Genomic DNA, 15,751 nt, shown 5'->3' with positions numbered 1-15,751 from the left:
TGCAAGCGCTTCTGCGGTCGGAGGTGCCGTCGGTTGCGGAGAAGCTGCAAAATTGGAGAATTCGGTGGGTAGCGGCGGAGGCACCGATGACGCTTCAACGTCGGCTTAAATCCTGGCGCAGCGAGCAAGCGAACGGGTTATTGTTCGTTCCTGCGGAGAAAGCGCTGCTGAGGCACGAGGGCACAACAACCCAATGATGTGCCAGGTGCCAGCGGAGGAGGCCGGGCGCACCGAAACCCCGGCCATCTCCGCCATCCTCGATTTGCGCGCCGCCGGCCTGTCGCCGCGCGGGATCGTGCCGCGGATCGGCATGAGCGTGAGGACGGTCGAACGGTGGCTTGATGCGGGCGGTGAGCCTGAGCACCGGCGGCCACCCGCGGACTCTGTCCTCATTGATCCTTTTCGAGATTATCTGGAAAAGCGCTGGGAGGAAGGTGAACGGCACGGTTTGCAATTGTGGACCGAAATCAAGCTCCGCAGCTTTGAAGGCAGCAAAGCGACCGTCTACCGGTGGACTGCTGCCCGCCAGCAGGGTTCATCGACGGCTGCGCCAAATGTGCGGTGGCGACTGCCCTCGCGCCGCAACTGTGCATGGCTCCCGAGCAAAGAGCCTACATCGCTCGATGAGCAGACCGAGCGGTTCCTTCATCATCTCTATGAGAATGCGCCGGAGCTTTCGAATGCCGGTGAGCTCGCTCGACGGCTTGCGGCATTGATACGGGGCGACGATGACGCGGGTCTCGATCAATGGATCGAGGATGCTTCGACCAGCGAACTGGCCTCGCTTGCACAAGGCATCGGCTGCGACATTGCAGCTGTCCGCGCAGCCATCACCCAACCATGGAGCACCAGCCCCGTCGAGGGACAGATCAATCGTCCCAAGACGATCAAGCGCCAAATGTATGGGCGTTCAGGATATGCACTGCTCAGAAACAAGCTACTTGCAGCCGCCTGACGATGCATGATGCGCACGATGAAAAGCAAAAGGGACCTGCACCAAATATGCGGAAGAACCCCTGTTTGTCGCTCCATACTATCGGTAGCAATATCTAAAAAGGATACCTCTGCCAGTGAAATAGTGCGACGTGGGGCCGGCCAACCCGGCAATAGAGCTAGATAGCGACCAGCTCAGCGAGCTTGGCTGCGACGCCCGCCATTGTCTCTTCTGCAGTGTCGAGGCCGGTTCGCGAGGCGAGCATAGGGCTGACTTCCCGGAGAGCTTCATACGTCGTCTGATGCACAACGGGAACGAGACGCGCACCAGCGAGGAGTACCGAAAGTTCTTTGTCGGCGATGCCTTCTTTTGGGAGGCGTTGCAGCAACGCAGGGGTCACCAATACGATCCCAATCCGCGAGTTCGCTAGACCCTTGTCGATGGCGCGGAGTAATGGCACGCCGAGGCCAATGTCCTTTTCGCTGAACCATACTTTGACACCACGTGCCTCAAGCAGATCGTGCAATTGTTTGGCTGCCCCCTGCCGGTCGTCCCACGCATGGCAAAGAAAGACGTCCCGAAGGTCAAGGGATGCTTGCTTCTCGACGGCCTCGCGGACCGGCGTGAGCTCCCGCACCTCGGTCGGCGTGTACATCACGGACGAACCGGGTCGCGACCATCTCGCCCTTACGCGGCTGCCAGACCCGCCGCCGCTGCTTCGGCCGCCCCCGCTGCTCCCCGACGAGGAGTAGGACGGTGTGTAGGTCGGGGAAAAGGATGGCGTATAGGACGGGGACGACCTGAAGCCGCGATAGCGGCCACGGCATGCAGGGCAGTTCGCTGCAGCGCTCGCTGACCGATGGCCTTCTACTGGTGCTGTGCATCTAGCCATTTTCCACCATTCTCGATCATTTGGTTGATAGGGTTCACGATCTAGGTCGCGAGAGCACCAGGCTCTTCAGTTTTCTTCTTGCGAGTGCGCGGTTTGGCGGCCGCCGGCGGCGACTTCCGAAGTTCTGCCGATTCCGAGCTTAGCAGTAGCTGGCGCGCGTAGATGCGGGACGCCTCTTCGACGGCCGAAGGGGTTGAGAAGATCGTCAAATAGGCTGCGTGCAGGAACGCGATCACAAAAACGGGCAGCAGATCAAGTGGGCCTTGCTGAAGCCACAGGTAGGCGGCGCTGCCGATGACGATCAGGACGTTCAGGATCAAGGCCGGCCATTTGAGCGCAAACAGATTGCGCCGGTAGCCATAAGTGATGTTTTCGTTGAACAGAATGTCGAACTTCTTCTTGCTGCGCGTATTCTCGCGCAGCCAATTGCCGGCGCGCATGTAAAAGTCGTCCGCGGCTTCAGGGGCGGCGACCTCCTGTTCTGCTGCCGGCGCTGGCTCTGCCAGCTTTTCGGCCACGAACGTATGCATCCTGGCTTTGGTCGCTGCGTCAAACGTCGTGTCGCGGTGTCGCAGCATCGTGACGCTTGGCAGGCCGCCCATCTGCTCGATCAGGCGCGGCTCTATGGCCTTGCCTCTCCTTCTGGCGACGTCGGCGAACACCATCAGCAGCACGGCCAGGGCGGTGCCTGCAATGGCCTGCACCAACATCACCTCCTTGCTCGCAATCACCGCCCAGACCAACGCGATGGCAGGGGCTGCTGCGATGACTGCCGGGAAGAGACGGGCGTAGAGGGTATACTTGTCGAACTTCGGGAGCACTTTAATCATCGTCTTCGACGTCTGAGGTGAACGGAATGACGTCAGCGTCCTTCATACCGCGCCGGTTGTCGTATCCGTAGGTGAAGTTGATCCAGCCATCGTGCGTGGCGTAGACGTGGTAGCCGCGGCGCGTGAAGGAATTGACGACCTTCTTGCGCGGGTAAATGTCGGCATTCTTCCCTACCGACGCGATGGCGCTCCCCTGATTGTCGGCGGGGTATTTGCCAAGCCAGCGATTGAGCACCGCGGGCGTCACGTTGCGGCGGCTGCCGTGGTGAGGAATCTGCACCAGCGTAGGCTGGATCAGCAGGCTGATCTGCTCGGCGTAGTCGGCCGCCTCAGCGAGTCCTTCGGGGCCGACATCGGCAGTGAGCAGCACGCGCTTGTTGCCGAAGGAAGCCCACTGCACCACCGAGGTCTCGTTGGAGGCCGAGGTAGCCGGCGGGTTGTTGTCGAGATCGGGGATCAGCGCGACGTAGCGTGCGCGACTGGGTGCGAGAACCGTGAACGCGCCGATCTGCGAGCCTTGCAATGGCGCCTTGATTGCGATGCCGCGCCTGTTGGCGATCTTCTCCATCTCGACCAAGTACGGATGCATCTCGCGCATCTTCTTGATGAGCCCCTCGCGAGTGTAGGCGCCGTGGAATTTGTCGATGACTTCATCGACGTAATCCCAGGGCTTGTTCATCCAGAGGGTCGAAATGGTGAACGTCTCGTGTTCCAGCACCTTGATGAGGCCCGGGGCATGGTCGTTATCGGCGTGCGAAAGGACCACGTTGGCGATCTTGGCGTCTTTAGCGTGAAACTTCTCGATGTGCTCGATGATCTGGTCGCCGGTGTCGGTGAAGCCGCCATCGACAACGTTCAGCCAAAATCCGCTTTCCTTGGTCTCGCCCCACTTCACAATGATGGCGTCACCGCTGCTATCACCGGGACGGAGAAAATCAATCTCGTAGGGCAAGGCGCACTCCTTCGTCCGGCCGCTCGGTTAAGGCGCTGGTCGGCCTGCCGCTCGAGCTCTTCTATGAGAGCGGAGAATAGGCCTAAATGCGCCGCGCCGCTGGGCCCTCGAGCGTCGGGCTCAGCGTCACGCGCCGCTTCGCAATGCAAACGTCGCGAGAGCGATTTTCCAATTGAAGGTCGCGGCGTTGCAAGAAGATTGAAAACTACCAGAGCCGCGTGAATATATCCGCGCCCTTCAACTTGCTAGGCTTACCTTTCTTATCAACGTAGAACAGCGTCCAAGACGTTGGCATGTGAGACCCCTGAATTTTTCCAACCCAGCGGGTAAAGGAATTGCACTGGGCAAAAGTAACAACAAAATACAAGCCGGTTGGACTAAAGGCTCCCGATGCAGGATAAGGGAGACCCTGGCAAGCAAACCCTTGAGCATGGTTTGTGAAAATCCCTTGTATTGCGCCGCTATTGGCGGACCAAATCAGCAGTTCCGAACCTCGTTCATTTTTCCAGTATGAGGGAGCAGGAAGCCCCTGCGCCATGGCCTCGGCGGAAAGCAAGAAGGATTGGGCGAGCAGCAAAAGTCCCAGAAGTTTCTTCATATCGAAGCCCTAAAAGAGTCGCTTAAAGATCATCAAGTTTGGTACAACTTGGCGTGACGATCGCTGCTCTTATCTCGCATTCGGCAACGGAATGCGGCGCATATGCGCCAAGTCGCGCTGGATCGCGACGCAGTCGAAGTCCGTCGAGCCCGCCGCACCTCCCCCGCATCGGTTCCTGGCGGCCGCGTGCCGAGCCCGCTGCTCGGTTTTTTACTGGCGTCTGCGCAGGATCATCTTTGTGATCGGATCGGGGCTGGAGAATTGCATCGCCCCGCGCGTATTGACGAGAAACCGCTTGTGGGCGTCTGCTGCGGTTGAGCTAGGTCGAGCACTCGTCGAGGGCGAGCAGATTGTCAGTCCAGACACCATCTGCGTGGGTCTGAATGAATTTGCGTCCCACGGGCTTTTTCGCACGGCAACCCAGGCGGTTGAATTACCATCTTGCGTGTAGAACCTGTGTTGCTTGTTCTCGATAAAGCGGACAACGTTTTCCACCTTGTCCTGCCATCTTCCTCCTTCGGGCTTGGGCCCACCGACATCCGTGATGTGCTCATGCCGACTCATCCGATTAGGCTTGTGAACACAATCAATGCGGTAAGTGGCCATTGCCTACTTTCCATACGATTTTTGAGCGAGCGAGGATCCTGCTATTTCCGGTGATAAAGACCTACGTCGCTAAGGTCCGGAGCAGGCACAATTGTTTGCCTTGCGCGGGGCCCTTGCCGATGCGCCGCGCACTTCCGGCGGACAGCCATTCAGGCGACACGCAGCAATATCGAGAGCGTGTGATGGTCTTGGGTTTTCCCTCGTCATTGGAAGTCTGGTCAGGCCGACAATCTCGTGCAATGCAGATCCCTGCAACGGGCCCCATCAGCTCGGGCGAGAACAGATAGGTGTACCGTCATTCAATGTCACTCCCGCCCTCGGATGCACCTGCATTCCGTCGCGAGTGCCTTCGGCGCGGCCTGTTCGAGTTTGAATCCGCTAACACGTACAGGATGCAGATTTCCGGCAAAATCGTCCCTCTTGCCGCCAGCAATTGTTATCGAATCAGGATGCGCAGCATTGATCCGAAGCTGTTGTCATGCCGAAGTCAGCCCACGACGGGCGCCAAGGTCGCGGCGCTCGCCGCGCTTGTCGGTAGCAATGATGAGATGTTTCCGGCCGTCGAATTCATGTTCAAGACTCCTCCGCCAATTGGCGAAGCCGAGCTCGAGAGACCGACTGACCGAATCCTGGTTCGACCTCTTGCTTTACACGGGGAGAAGCGCAACGAATCATAGAAGTTGGCTTGCGGGGCATAAGCAACCATGGGTAATGATCTGGTGGTTTGCTTACCACCGGTGAAAAATGGCTCAATCCCGCATCCTCGCTGTTTGCGTCGCGGCGCTGACAACTGCCCTTCTCTCTTCGCCAGCGAGAGTGCAGCAGGCTCAACCGGCCCAAGGCGACGGGCAGAACCCTTCGGCGACGCAATCGACATCTGGCGAGCCGCGATCCGATCCTTCGGTTCAAAAGTCAGCGCAGTCGACGGGGGCCGGCGCCCCTGCGAGCGTTCAGGCATCGCCAAGCGATCCTCAGAAGCAGTGCGTAAAACCCGGAGAGTTCGCCATCGAGCTTCGATCTGGTCGCAATCCGGTAGGCGCACCAATCGTGCTGGCCACGAACTTCTTGCCCACGAACCAGCGCGTTGACGTCGGCGTGCGCGCGCCGTTCGTCGATGGCGTCCGTTATTTCGCCGGGATCGACTACGGAGACGAAACCTATCTGTTCAAGAGGCAGGACGTCGTCACGCACCGCGCGACGGAATCGGACACGCTGGTAAAGAAGCATCTGCTTGAGCCCGACCAGACCATCGTCACACTAAACATGGGAGACGATCTGGCTTGGTTTTGGAACAGGTCGATCTTTATCTTTACACCTGCAACAGTCCGGTCGGGCAGTCTCCATGGCGAGTCTCGTCCGTAAGCGTCCGCCTCAGTCCCTATTGGTTCAGCATCGGTGCTGTTCTTCTCGAGGTGCTGGTTCTCTACATCTGGATAGCCTTCGCGCTCCGCAAGAAGGATCACACGTTGGGATCCTTCTTCCGCGCGTTGAACCCCGCACAGGTCTCGGCGGGGACGGATGGAAAAGGAAGCCTTTCGACCTTCCAGACGCTGGCCTTCTCCCTGGCGGTTGCCGCTCTGATCACGTTGCTGCTGCTTCAGACTGGGACGTTGGTCGATCTCTCGGGATCGATCCTGACGCTGCTGGGCATCAGCGGGGTCGGCGCCACCATAGCCAAGGGCACTGATAGCCAACGCAACACGCTGTCGGCGGAAAACCGGGCATGGCTACTGCGACGCAATTGGCTTCCGATGGCCAAGACGATCGTCGACCCGTCGAACGCGACCTGGCGTGACTTCTTCTCCACCGATGGCGTCTTCGATGTATATCGCTATCAGAGTTTCATTTTCGGATTGGTCGTGATCGGAGGCCTGATCGCCGCGGGCGTGAATCAGCTTTCGACGTTCGTTGTTCCGGACACGATCCTGGGTATCGTTGGACTTAGCCAACTCGTCTACATCGGCGGCAAGCTGGTGACGCCGACCAACATTTCCGACCTCAATGCGGCTATTTCCGGTCTCCGTTCCGATGAGCAGAAACTGAAGGCTGCCGCGGTGGCCGCCAAGCAGGGGCAGGTGATGAGCCTGGCAGAGGCGATCCCGCTGGTTGGCCAAAGTACGTACGATGCGTACCGTCAGAAGGCGAGGGACGTCGCTGCCATCTTCACCGATGCGACCGGCATCATCGTCGCAGATGCCACGCTCGAGCCTCTCGTCACGTGATAAAGGGGACTGAAATGACTAAGAACATCCTGGTGTTCGCGGATGGCACGGGCAACGAAGGCGGTCTCCTGCCGGACGAGAGTCGCACAAACGTCTACAAACTTTATCGGGCAACGCGCACGGGGCCTGAATCGATGATCGACCCGAGCAAGCAGTTAGCGCTCTACATTCCCGGTATTGGGACGCCGATGCCTGGACATAACAACAGCTGGAATGGGCTGAAAGAGACGGTCCAGCAGATGTTCGGATTCGGAATTACGAAGAAGATAATCGATTGCTACGTCGCAATCGTCGGCGTCTGGGCGCCGGAAGACCGCATCTACCTATTTGGTTTCAGCCGCGGCGCCTACACCGCCAGGTGCCTCGCGCATGTGCTCGAGCTCTGCGGTATTCCGACGAAGGAGCGGAATGGCCAGCCGATTAGTCTGGATCCGAATTCGTTGAGGAAAGTCGCCAAGGACGCGGTGTCCTCCATCTACTGGCTTGGAATGCCCAGGGAAGGCGCGGAGGCGGAAAAGAGAGCAGCCCAGTTTCGCGATGCCTACTGTTCACAGGTCGGGCGCGGGGCAGGGGCTTCCGCCTATTTCATCGGGATTTGGGACGCGGTCGCCGCGATTGGCTGGCAACGCTTCTTTCCCGACTGGGCTTACGATCGGCATTTTCCATCCGACATCCAATACGCGCGGCATCTGCAATCAATCGATGAAGGCCGAAAGGACTTCAAGCGGGTACCCTGGGGCGGAAGCGGTACCGTAAAGTGGCCGGAAAGGCAGGGTGAGCCGGAGCAATTCGACCAGATCTGGTTTGCCGGCAATCATGCCGATATCGGCGGAAGCTATCCCGAGAACGAGTCGCGCCTGTCGGACATCACGCTGGCTTGGATGGCGGAATTCATCACCGAGAAGATTCCGGAGGCAGGTCGAGTCATCGTCGACAGGAACTTGCTACGATTATATCCGTCGGCCGATGGCATGATGCACGACGAATGTATGGTGGGAATGGGCGGGACTGCTCTTAGATGGGCGAAGGCGGTTCGGGAGGTGCCCGATACGGCGCAACTTCACTCCTCCGTCTACGAGCGGCTGGCAATGAAGTCGGTGCGCAATTTCACGAGCTTCGGGCCCTACCGACCTGTCGCGTTGCAAAAACATCTCAAAGCAAAGAAATACTTCGAAGCGCCAAACAGCGGCGGCAATGACGCGATCGAATCCGGCTCCGCGGACAAACTCAGCGCCGCGCCCTTGAGCTCGCCGCCGGTTGCGGGAAGTTGACTGCTGGTCGACATAGGGCGGATGGCAAAGAAATGAGCAGTCTTAAGCCCACCAATTTCCTGAACGGCGATCCCCGATCTAAGGAGTCAGTTCTGGGGGGCATCATCGGAGGCCCCCATCGAGCCACCCGGTTCGGTCGATGAATTCGATCCGTCAAATAGAAAAGGCCGAGAAGTGTGTTCGACAACAGGTTCGCCAAGGCAAACACGTACATGCACCAGAAAACCCGGAAGATGGTCGGTCGCCAACTCGGAGCCGCTTCAGATAACCAATATTTATCGGTGATGAGATAGACGTAACCGACCACGTAGAGCACCAGTGTCAGGAAGGCCATATAACCAAACAAGAACGATAGAAAGCGGCGACGGCTCAGATTCTCGAAATAGGTTTCCGTGTTGACCGTGTGCTCGAGCCGAACAGGCGGTTCGCCAGGCATCGGGTCATCCATCTCCTGTTTGCCGAAAGTCGCTACCGCCGCGAGCGCCGCAATGAAAAACCCTGTGAGTACCCCCAGGAAGCTACTTTGCTTTTCGCGCGAGAGGTCGGAGGCTGACCACCGATCAACCACTGAAAACCCGCCAACAAACGGCGACAAAGCTGGTCAATTACGAGCAAAATTCATTGTTTTTGTTGATTTTTTCGTCTGCTATTTTCGTTTGGACACGCAGGGGACCCCCCTCAGATCGCAACTTGAATCGAATGCCGGTATCGGTGGTTGCGCCTCCCCGCAACCACCCATTCTAGCGGCGCAGGCGACCTGGATGGAGCGCCTTTAAGTGACTCAAGCAAGCGCGCCTCCCTTGATCGGCGTCACCTTCTTGGGATCGAGCCAGTGGTCGATCCGATCAGCCCAGTGCTGCATCAGCTTCGTGCGCGAGCCGATCAGCGCGAGCGGTCCGTGCTTTTTGTAGAGACCTTCCACAGTAGAGTTATCGAGATGCGCAAGCTGCAGCTCGACGACATCGCCATCCCATGCTTTGGCGTCCTTGATCTCTTCGTGGTGAGACAGGGTCGAGAACGTGGTCCGGAATCCGTGGGCACAGTGATCGGTCTTGGTGTCAATCCCAAGCAGCCGCAAGCGCTTATTGAGCGTATTGTTTGATAGCGGAGCGTCCTTTGAGCAGGAAAACGCATACCGGCGATGGCCGGTCAGCTTCTGAACGCTGCGCAGAATTGCGAGTGCCTGCCGTGACAAAGGCACGACATGGTCCCAACCAGTCTTCATCTTGGCGGCTGGAATAGTCCAGCGTTCGGCATCCCAATCGACCTCGCTCCACTCCATTTCATTGACCATGCCGGGGCGGGGAATGGTCAGCGCATCGAAGCGCAAGGCAAGGCCGACAACGTCGCCAAACCTCGCTCTCGTCCATGGTGCACTGATGAGCTTGAAGACGCGCGTCACGTCACGTGGTTCGGTGACGCCGGGACGCGGCGTCGAAATGTTGGCAATCATCTGTCCCTTCAGGTTGCGAAATGGATTGTGGCCGTCGCCTTCCACATCGGCATAGTCGCAGATTTGCTCACCGATGCTGCGCACGCGGTCGCGCGTTTCCAACTTTCCCTCGACTTCGTATGAACGCATGAAAGCGAGCACGTCTGGACGCTTGATGTCTTGCCTACACAACTTGCCGAAGCGAGCCTTGACGTAGCCGACGCGCAGCTCGAGCACCTCGATCGTCTTGGGGTCGCGCACCGCGACAATTCTGCCGCGTTTGACTTTCTCCACCTTCTTCTTCGCGAGCCACTCGTCGGCCCATTGCCCGAAGGGCCGGGCGGCCGACTGCCTATGCTTGTCGAGCTGCTTTTCGGTGCTTGGGTCTTTGCCTTCCTTGAGCAGGTCTTTGGCTTTGTCACGTTCGCGACGCGCGTCGGCGAGTGAGAACGTGCCGCCCTTGCCGTTGCCGTAAGGGCCGATGGAGTACGTTTTCTGCCGACCATGGAATCGGTAGCCCATTCGCCAGAGCTTGGAGGCAGCGTTGCCGGGATTGTTCTCGTCCGGCGTGACGAAGAGATAGAGACCACCACCGGTCGCGTCGGAAATCTTGGCGGGACTCCACGCGCCTTTGTCGCATTTGGGTCGGGCGGCTCGACAGTCGACGTCGGTCTTGAGAGCTGGCCCCGGTTGTTTGGACAGCGCCCCGCGAAAATTAAGTGGATTCCTGCCGGGTTATGCTGAAGGCGGGGCTTTACGATTTTGCTGTGGCGTCGGGAGGGCGTAAGCCCGACCAGAGCCGCAGCAAAATCGTTGGCGACGATCATGCGGCCGTCACCATCGTTTGCGCGCCGAAGTAAGCCTCGTCGGGCGTGCGTTCGTCAAGGCTCGAGTGAGGACGTCCTCGGTTGTAGAACGCCAGATATTTGGAAATCGATGCTCGCGCCTCGAGCACGCTGTCGTAAGCACGCAGATAGACTTCCTCGTATTTGACAGTGCGCCACAGCCGCTCGACGAACACGTTGTCGCGCCAGGCACCCTTGCCGTCCATGCTGATGGCGATGTTCGCGTCCAGCAGCACGCCGGTGAAGTCGAGGCTGGTGAACTGGCTACCCTGATCCGTGTTGAAGATCTCGGGCCTGCCGTGCTTCGCCAACGCCTCCTGGAGCGCTTCGACGCAGAATATCGTCTCCATCGTGATCGATACGCGATGGACCAACACCCGTCGGCTGAACACATCGACGACCGCCGCGAGGTAGACGAATCCACGTCGCATCGGAATGTAGCTGATGTCCATTGCCCAGACCTGGTTCGGCCGCTCGATCTTCAATCCGCGCAATAGGTACGGGTAGATCTTGTGGCCCGGTGCGGGCTTGCTCGTGTTCGGACGGCGATAGATCGCCTCGATCCCCATGCGCTTCATCAGCGTCGCGACGTGGCGGCGGCCAATCTGCATGCCCTCACGCTGCAACAGCGATCGCAGCATGCGCGCCCCTGCGAAGGGATAATCGAGGTGCAGCTCATCGAGCCGGCGCATCAAGACAAGGTCCTCGGCCGAAACCGGCCGAGGTTCATAGTAAACCGTACTGCGGGCAAGGTTCAGGACCTTCGCCTGGCGCACGACAGACAGATCATGGTCGCGGTCGATCATCGCTTTGCGCTCAGCAGGCCCGCCTTGGTGAGCGCGCCGGACAAAAAATCGTTCTCCAACGCAAGCTCGCCGATCTTGGCATGTAACGCCTTCAAATCGACCGGCGCCTCGGCCGGTCCGTTGTCCTGCCCAAACACTCCGGCGGCGCCTTCCAGGAGTTGGGTCTTCCAGGTCGTGATCTGGTTCGGATGGACATCAAACAATTGCGCCAGCTCGGCCAACGTCTTCTCCCCCTTCACGGCCGCCAAAGCCACCTTTGCCTTGAATGCCGGAGAATGCGTCCGGCGACTCCTCTTCGTCATCTTCGCTCCTGATTCGCGGCAAGAAGCCTCGCCGCTCTCAGGCAGAAAATCCACTCAAGCTACTGTCCGAATTTGCGGAGCCAGCTCTCTTGATCTGTTTCGGGGTGGCGCTCGTGCCATCGTTCTTGCCGGCCATCTGCTCATTCCCTTCGTTCGGAAATAGCGAAAGTCACCGTGAACGTTTGTTCTCCCGATACCAACAAAAATACCAACAAATCCGGCGGCTGGGATCGGATGAGAACAAACGGTGACGAACACCGATGTACGCGGAAATGCCTGTTTTTCAAGGGTTTCCGAGCACTGCGCGGACGGTTGCGGACGCTTTAGAACTGGCTTGAACAGCCTAGTTGGTGCCCCTGGCCGGAATCGAACCAGCACTCCTTGCGGAACTCGATTTTGAGTCGAGCGCGTCTACCAGTTCCGCCACAGGGGCCCTCGGTCGGCCCGTGGCTGGGCGTCGCGAAGCCGGCGGACTATAGCCATGGAAAAGGCGGGGTCAACCCGCGCCAAAGTGATGTTCGGTGTTCTCGACAGGTCCGTCGGCGAAGGCTAGAGGCTAGACTTGCCCCTTCACCCCTGAGGCCGTCGTGACGACGAATAGTGCTGCAATACCAGCGTCCCGCCCGGCCGCCGCCAATCCGGCGCTCACGGCCTCGGCGGCCGTCACCCTGATTGCGGCCGCGACGATCGCGGGCGCGTGGTTCTTCCAGCTCGTGCTGGAGATCCTGCCCTGTCCCCTGTGTCTGGAGCAGCGCTACGCCTATTACCTGGCGATCCCGCTCGGCGCGCTTACGGCGCTTGCCGCGAGAGGTGGCGCGCCGCGGCTGCTGCTGCTGGCCGGGCTCGCTTTGCTCGCGCTGGCGACACTGGCTAATGCCGGCCTCGGCACCTATCACGCCGGCGTCGAATGGGGTTTTTGGAAGGGCCCGACCGATTGCTCCGGTCCCGTCGTCAATCTCGGCTCGGCCTCCGATCTGTTGTCGCGGCTCGATACGGTGAAGGTGATCCGCTGTGACGAGGTGCAATGGCGCTTCCTCGGCCTCTCGCTCGCCGGCTACAACGTGCTGATCTCGCTCGCGATGGCGGCGATCGCCGCATGGGGATTTGTGACGACGGCGAAGCGCAGCTAGCTGCGTAGGGTTGGCAAAGGCGCGCAAGCGCCGTGCCCACCATATTTCCACGATTGCGACAGAAGAGGTGGGAACGCTTCGCTTTGCTGCCCACCCTACGGCACCGTGAATCCGTCAATCGTCCACATCGTCCTGCGTGCGTCCGAACAGGTGCACGATTCCCGGGGTTGCGATGGTCACGAACACGAAGCGTGACAGATGATGCGCGCCGACGAAGATCGGGTCGATGTGCAGGGTCAGCGCCAGCGCCAGCATCGCGTCCATCGCGCCCGGCGCGAACGCGACGATGACGTCGGAAAACTTCACATGGGTCGTCAGCACGACGATCGCGACGAAGATGCCGGAGATCGCAATCGCGATCGCGAACGACCCGAGCGCCGCGTTGATGTGGCCGGCCAGGGTCTTGATTTTCATCCGCGCAAAACGGCTGCCGATCAGCGCGCCGATGCCGACCAGCGCTACGCCCCGCATCCAGTTCGGCAGGCCGCCTTCGATCCAACCCGCCCCGTGCAGCACGCTGGAGGCGATCATCGCGCCGAACATCCAGCTCGCGGGGAATTTGGCGAGCCGCAACAGCAGCGATAGCGCGAGCGAAGCGACGACGAGGATCAGGAGCTCGAACGGCGAGGCGATCGTGGTCGTCAGCGACGGCGCCGCCGAGGGCGCCACACCAGCAATCGCCAAGACCATCGGCAACGCTGCGGTGAGGATGATCACGCGCATGGTCTGCACCACCGCGATCCCCGGCAGGTCGGCGCCGCGCTCGACCGCAAGAATCGTGATCTGCGACAGCGCGCCGGGGCTTCCGGCGAGAAAAGCCGAGGTGCGGTCCCAGCCATGGATGCGTTGCAGGTAATAGCTCGAGCCGAAGGTCGAGCAGAAGGTCGCAAGCGCGAGCAGTCCGATCGTCAGCGGATAGGCGCTGACCTGCTGGATCAGATGACGCGAGACGACGGACCCCAGCGAGATGCCGAGCAGCACAAGCACGGTCTGCGTCAGGATCGGCGGCACCGCGAGCGGGCGGCCGGCGATCGCGGCGATCCCGACCGAGATCATGGCGCCGGAGATCAGTCCACCCGGCAGGTTGGCGAACAGGAAGACCAGTCCGCCGGCCGCGCCGATGACGAGCGTCTCGACCGCGCTTCTGATCTTGGCGCGGGAGGGCGGCTCAATGGGCACGGAGGCGGTGATTTGCTTCACACCGCCTTATGGCAAATCGGACAAGCGCGCACAATTGCGGCCATGTCATGCCGCAATGCGCGCGCTTCCGGGGGCGAATGTGACGGGATTACTTCGCAGCGGGGGCGGCGGTGCCGGCCTTCGCTTCCTTCATGCACTCGGAGCGGAATTTCTTGCGCTCCTTGCCGTGCAGGCCCTTGGCATCCGCCTGCTTGGAGCATTCGAGCGATTCGGCCGAGTGCTGCTTCGGCGCCTTCTTGTCGGTCGTGGTGGCCGCAGTATCGCTCTTGGCGGCCGGCGCCGTGGTCTGCGCGAAGGCGGTGCCAGTGGCGAACAGGGAGGCGAGGGCGACGACGGCGATGCGCGAGGCGAGGGTCATGTGGTGCACTCTTGGTTGAAATTGAGAGGGGCAGAACGTCGGCCCGCATTGCTGAACGCCACATGAATGGACGGCGCGCCGCGATCACTAAATTTTGGCCGCGAAAAGCATCGCTTCCTTGTCGGATGCCGCCGACACGCTAGGATAGTGGTCCCAATTTGCTTCCCCCGGGGCAGATCAAGGAGGAGACGAAGGATGACCATTCAGACAAGATTGTTCTGCGCAATTGCGGCGTCCGGCTTTGCCGCGCTGCTCGCAACCGTTCCGGCCCAGGCGCTGACCACGCAAGAATGCAGCGCGAAATATCAGGCGGCCAAGAAGGACGGCACGCTCGGCACGATGAAATGGAACGATTTCCGCAAGGCGCAGTGCGGCGCCGATGCAACGCCGACCGCTGCGGCCCCGGCGGCTCCCGCTCCCGCGCCTGCGGCTGCGAAGAAGGAGGCCGCGCCCGCCGCCGCTCCGGCGCCGACGATGCCGATGGGCAACGCGATCTATCCGAGCGCGGTGGATCCGAAATATGCCAAGGAGAGCGCCGGCAAGGCCCGACTGCACACCTGCGTCGACCAGTACAACGCCAACAAGACGACCAACGCCAATGGCGGCATGAAGTGGATCGAGAAGGGCGGTGGCTACTACTCGGAATGCAACAAGAAGCTGAAGGGCGCCGCCTAAGGCTTAAGGCTTGAATCGATATCGGCGGCCGGGGCGACGCTCCGGCCGTTCAGTCGTTCGCGAGCAGCTTCTCGGCCGATCTCGCAATCATCTGCGCCCGCTTGCGCGGGCCGCGCTCGACGAAGAGCAGGCTCTGGCCGAACACGAAGCAGTAGAACAGGAAAGCCTGCGCATCGGCCTCATCGGCGCTGAGGCCCGTCGCGCGATAGAGTTCCGCGACATGTTTGAGGCGCGCCGCGTCGACGCTTGCCACCGCTGATGCCGCAGTCTCGTCGGCTCTCGCCCATTGCCGGATCGCAAGCTCGATCGCCATGGCGGCCGGGTTCATGCGTTCGGAATAAAGCTGGATCAACGCCTTCAGCCGCTCGCGCGGGCTTTGTCCGTCGAGACTCGTCTGCTGCGCGATCGCTTCCGTGCGCCCCTCGCGCCAGCGTTCCAGCATCGCGCCAAGCAGTGCGGCGCGGTCGGCGAAGCGGCGGTAGAAGCCGCCTTTGGTGACGCCGAGATTTTTCGCGAGCACCTCGACCCGCACGCCCTCGACCCCGGTGCGGGCAAGCTCCGCGAAGGTCGCCTCCACCCAGACATCACCTTTGGCATCACTCATGAATTCGCCTCTCACCGAGGTTTGATACGGTGCCGTATTGCTAACCCGTCATGGCCCTGATACGCTACCGTATCAAAATCAAAAAGGCGGGAAA

General features: G+C 60.3%; 18 protein-coding genes and 1 tRNA gene. 7 read left to right on the top strand and 12 right to left on the bottom strand.

The genetic code is table 11. The annotated features are described in order from the left end of the window. Window positions 1–310 precede the first annotated feature (310 nt). Window positions 311–955 (top strand): transposase, encoded by a 645-nt coding sequence (locus NLM33_RS23195; RefSeq protein ID WP_254099062.1) that lies wholly within the window; start codon window positions 311–313, stop codon window positions 953–955. 157 nt (window positions 956–1,112) lie between these two features. Here NLM33_RS23195 and NLM33_RS23190 read toward each other — a convergent pair whose 3' ends face one another. The 5 genes from NLM33_RS23190 to NLM33_RS23170 form a co-directional block, all read right to left on the bottom strand. Next, on the bottom strand, window positions 1,113–1,826 hold the full coding sequence (locus tag NLM33_RS23190) for a toll/interleukin-1 receptor domain-containing protein (protein ID WP_254099060.1): 714 nt from the start codon (window positions 1,824–1,826) through the stop codon (window positions 1,113–1,115). Window positions 1,827–1,867: 41 nt separating this feature from the next. Further along, window positions 1,868–2,656 carry a hypothetical protein gene (locus NLM33_RS23185; RefSeq protein WP_254099058.1) on the bottom strand — a complete coding sequence of 263 codons (789 nt, stop codon included), beginning with the start codon at window positions 2,654–2,656 and terminating at the stop codon, window positions 1,868–1,870. Beyond that, on the bottom strand, window positions 2,649–3,608 hold the full coding sequence (locus NLM33_RS23180; protein ID WP_254099056.1) for a ComEC/Rec2 family competence protein: 960 nt from the start codon (window positions 3,606–3,608) through the stop codon (window positions 2,649–2,651). Before NLM33_RS23180 ends, NLM33_RS23185 begins: the two co-directional genes overlap by 8 nt. A 205-nt stretch (window positions 3,609–3,813) precedes the next feature. Then, a complete protein-coding gene (locus NLM33_RS23175) occupies window positions 3,814–4,206 on the bottom strand; it encodes an avidin/streptavidin family protein (protein ID WP_254099054.1) in 393 nt (130 codons plus the stop codon). 319 nt (window positions 4,207–4,525) lie between these two features. Continuing rightward, window positions 4,526–4,606: a DUF3892 domain-containing protein gene (locus NLM33_RS23170; protein WP_254105859.1), complete on the bottom strand. Its 81-nt coding sequence runs from the start codon at window positions 4,604–4,606 to the stop codon at window positions 4,526–4,528. Between the two features lie 598 nt (window positions 4,607–5,204). Here NLM33_RS23170 and NLM33_RS23160 point away from each other — a divergent pair. From NLM33_RS23160 to NLM33_RS23145, 4 genes are all read left to right on the top strand, one after another. After that, window positions 5,205–5,489, top strand: coding sequence for a hypothetical protein (locus tag NLM33_RS23160; protein ID WP_254099052.1), 285 nt, complete (start codon window positions 5,205–5,207; stop codon window positions 5,487–5,489). A gap of 67 nt (window positions 5,490–5,556) precedes the next feature. Continuing rightward, window positions 5,557–6,174, top strand: a complete 618-nt coding sequence (locus tag NLM33_RS23155) for a hypothetical protein (protein WP_254099050.1) — start codon at window positions 5,557–5,559, stop codon at window positions 6,172–6,174. Further along, window positions 6,099–7,034 carry a hypothetical protein gene (locus NLM33_RS23150; protein WP_254099048.1) on the top strand — a complete coding sequence of 312 codons (936 nt, stop codon included), beginning with the start codon at window positions 6,099–6,101 and terminating at the stop codon, window positions 7,032–7,034. Before NLM33_RS23155 ends, NLM33_RS23150 begins: the two co-directional genes overlap by 76 nt. 14 nt (window positions 7,035–7,048) lie before the next feature. Further along, window positions 7,049–8,305 (top strand): DUF2235 domain-containing protein, encoded by a 1,257-nt coding sequence (locus NLM33_RS23145; RefSeq protein ID WP_254099047.1) that lies wholly within the window; start codon window positions 7,049–7,051, stop codon window positions 8,303–8,305. On the opposite strand, the gene NLM33_RS23140 is transcribed toward NLM33_RS23145, so the two are convergent. The 4 genes from NLM33_RS23140 to NLM33_RS23125 all read right to left on the bottom strand — a co-directional run bounded on the left by NLM33_RS23140 (window position 8,262) and on the right by NLM33_RS23125 (window position 12,123). Next, the gene (locus tag NLM33_RS23140; RefSeq protein WP_254099046.1) at window positions 8,262–8,873 is read right to left on the bottom strand and encodes a hypothetical protein; all 612 of its coding nucleotides are present in this window, start codon (window positions 8,871–8,873) and stop codon (window positions 8,262–8,264) included. The two genes, NLM33_RS23145 and NLM33_RS23140, sit on opposite strands and share 44 nt — an antisense overlap. A 213-nt stretch (window positions 8,874–9,086) precedes the next feature. After that, window positions 9,087–10,439: a site-specific integrase gene (locus tag NLM33_RS23135; protein ID WP_254105858.1), complete on the bottom strand. Its 1,353-nt coding sequence runs from the start codon at window positions 10,437–10,439 to the stop codon at window positions 9,087–9,089. 121 nt (window positions 10,440–10,560) lie between these two features. After that, a protein-coding gene (locus NLM33_RS23130) for an IS3 family transposase (protein WP_254095161.1) occupies window positions 10,561–11,690 on the bottom strand; the annotation gives its coding sequence in 2 pieces (ribosomal slippage) (window positions 10,561–11,438 and window positions 11,438–11,690; 1,131 coding nt in all). Between the two features lie 348 nt (window positions 11,691–12,038). Continuing rightward, window positions 12,039–12,123: transfer RNA gene (locus tag NLM33_RS23125), tRNA-Leu, on the bottom strand. 154 nt (window positions 12,124–12,277) lie between these two features. Here NLM33_RS23125 and NLM33_RS23120 point away from each other — a divergent pair. Further along, window positions 12,278–12,820, top strand: a complete 543-nt coding sequence (locus NLM33_RS23120) for a disulfide bond formation protein B (RefSeq protein WP_254099045.1) — start codon at window positions 12,278–12,280, stop codon at window positions 12,818–12,820. Window positions 12,821–12,934: 114 nt separating this feature from the next. Here the strand turns inward: NLM33_RS23120 and NLM33_RS23115 are convergent, their stop codons facing one another. Next, window positions 12,935–14,020 carry an AbrB family transcriptional regulator gene (locus tag NLM33_RS23115; RefSeq protein WP_254099044.1) on the bottom strand — a complete coding sequence of 362 codons (1,086 nt, stop codon included), beginning with the start codon at window positions 14,018–14,020 and terminating at the stop codon, window positions 12,935–12,937. Between the two features lie 88 nt (window positions 14,021–14,108). Then, window positions 14,109–14,378: a PsiF family protein gene (locus NLM33_RS23110; protein WP_254099043.1), complete on the bottom strand. Its 270-nt coding sequence runs from the start codon at window positions 14,376–14,378 to the stop codon at window positions 14,109–14,111. A 195-nt stretch (window positions 14,379–14,573) separates the two neighbouring features. Here NLM33_RS23110 and NLM33_RS23105 point away from each other — a divergent pair, with 195 nt between their 5' ends. Beyond that, entirely contained in the window at window positions 14,574–15,053 is a 480-nt protein-coding gene (locus tag NLM33_RS23105; RefSeq protein ID WP_254099042.1) for a hypothetical protein, read from the top strand. Window positions 15,054–15,102: 49 nt separating this feature from the next. On the opposite strand, the gene NLM33_RS23100 is transcribed toward NLM33_RS23105, so the two are convergent. Beyond that, on the bottom strand, window positions 15,103–15,657 hold the full coding sequence (locus NLM33_RS23100) for a TetR/AcrR family transcriptional regulator (RefSeq protein ID WP_254099040.1): 555 nt from the start codon (window positions 15,655–15,657) through the stop codon (window positions 15,103–15,105). Window positions 15,658–15,751: the final 94 nt, after the last annotated feature.

The organism is Bradyrhizobium sp. CCGUVB1N3, from assembly GCF_024199925.1.
Classification (GTDB): Bacteria; Pseudomonadota; Alphaproteobacteria; order Rhizobiales; family Xanthobacteraceae; genus Bradyrhizobium.
This window is presented reverse-complemented; position numbering and strand designations above follow the sequence as displayed.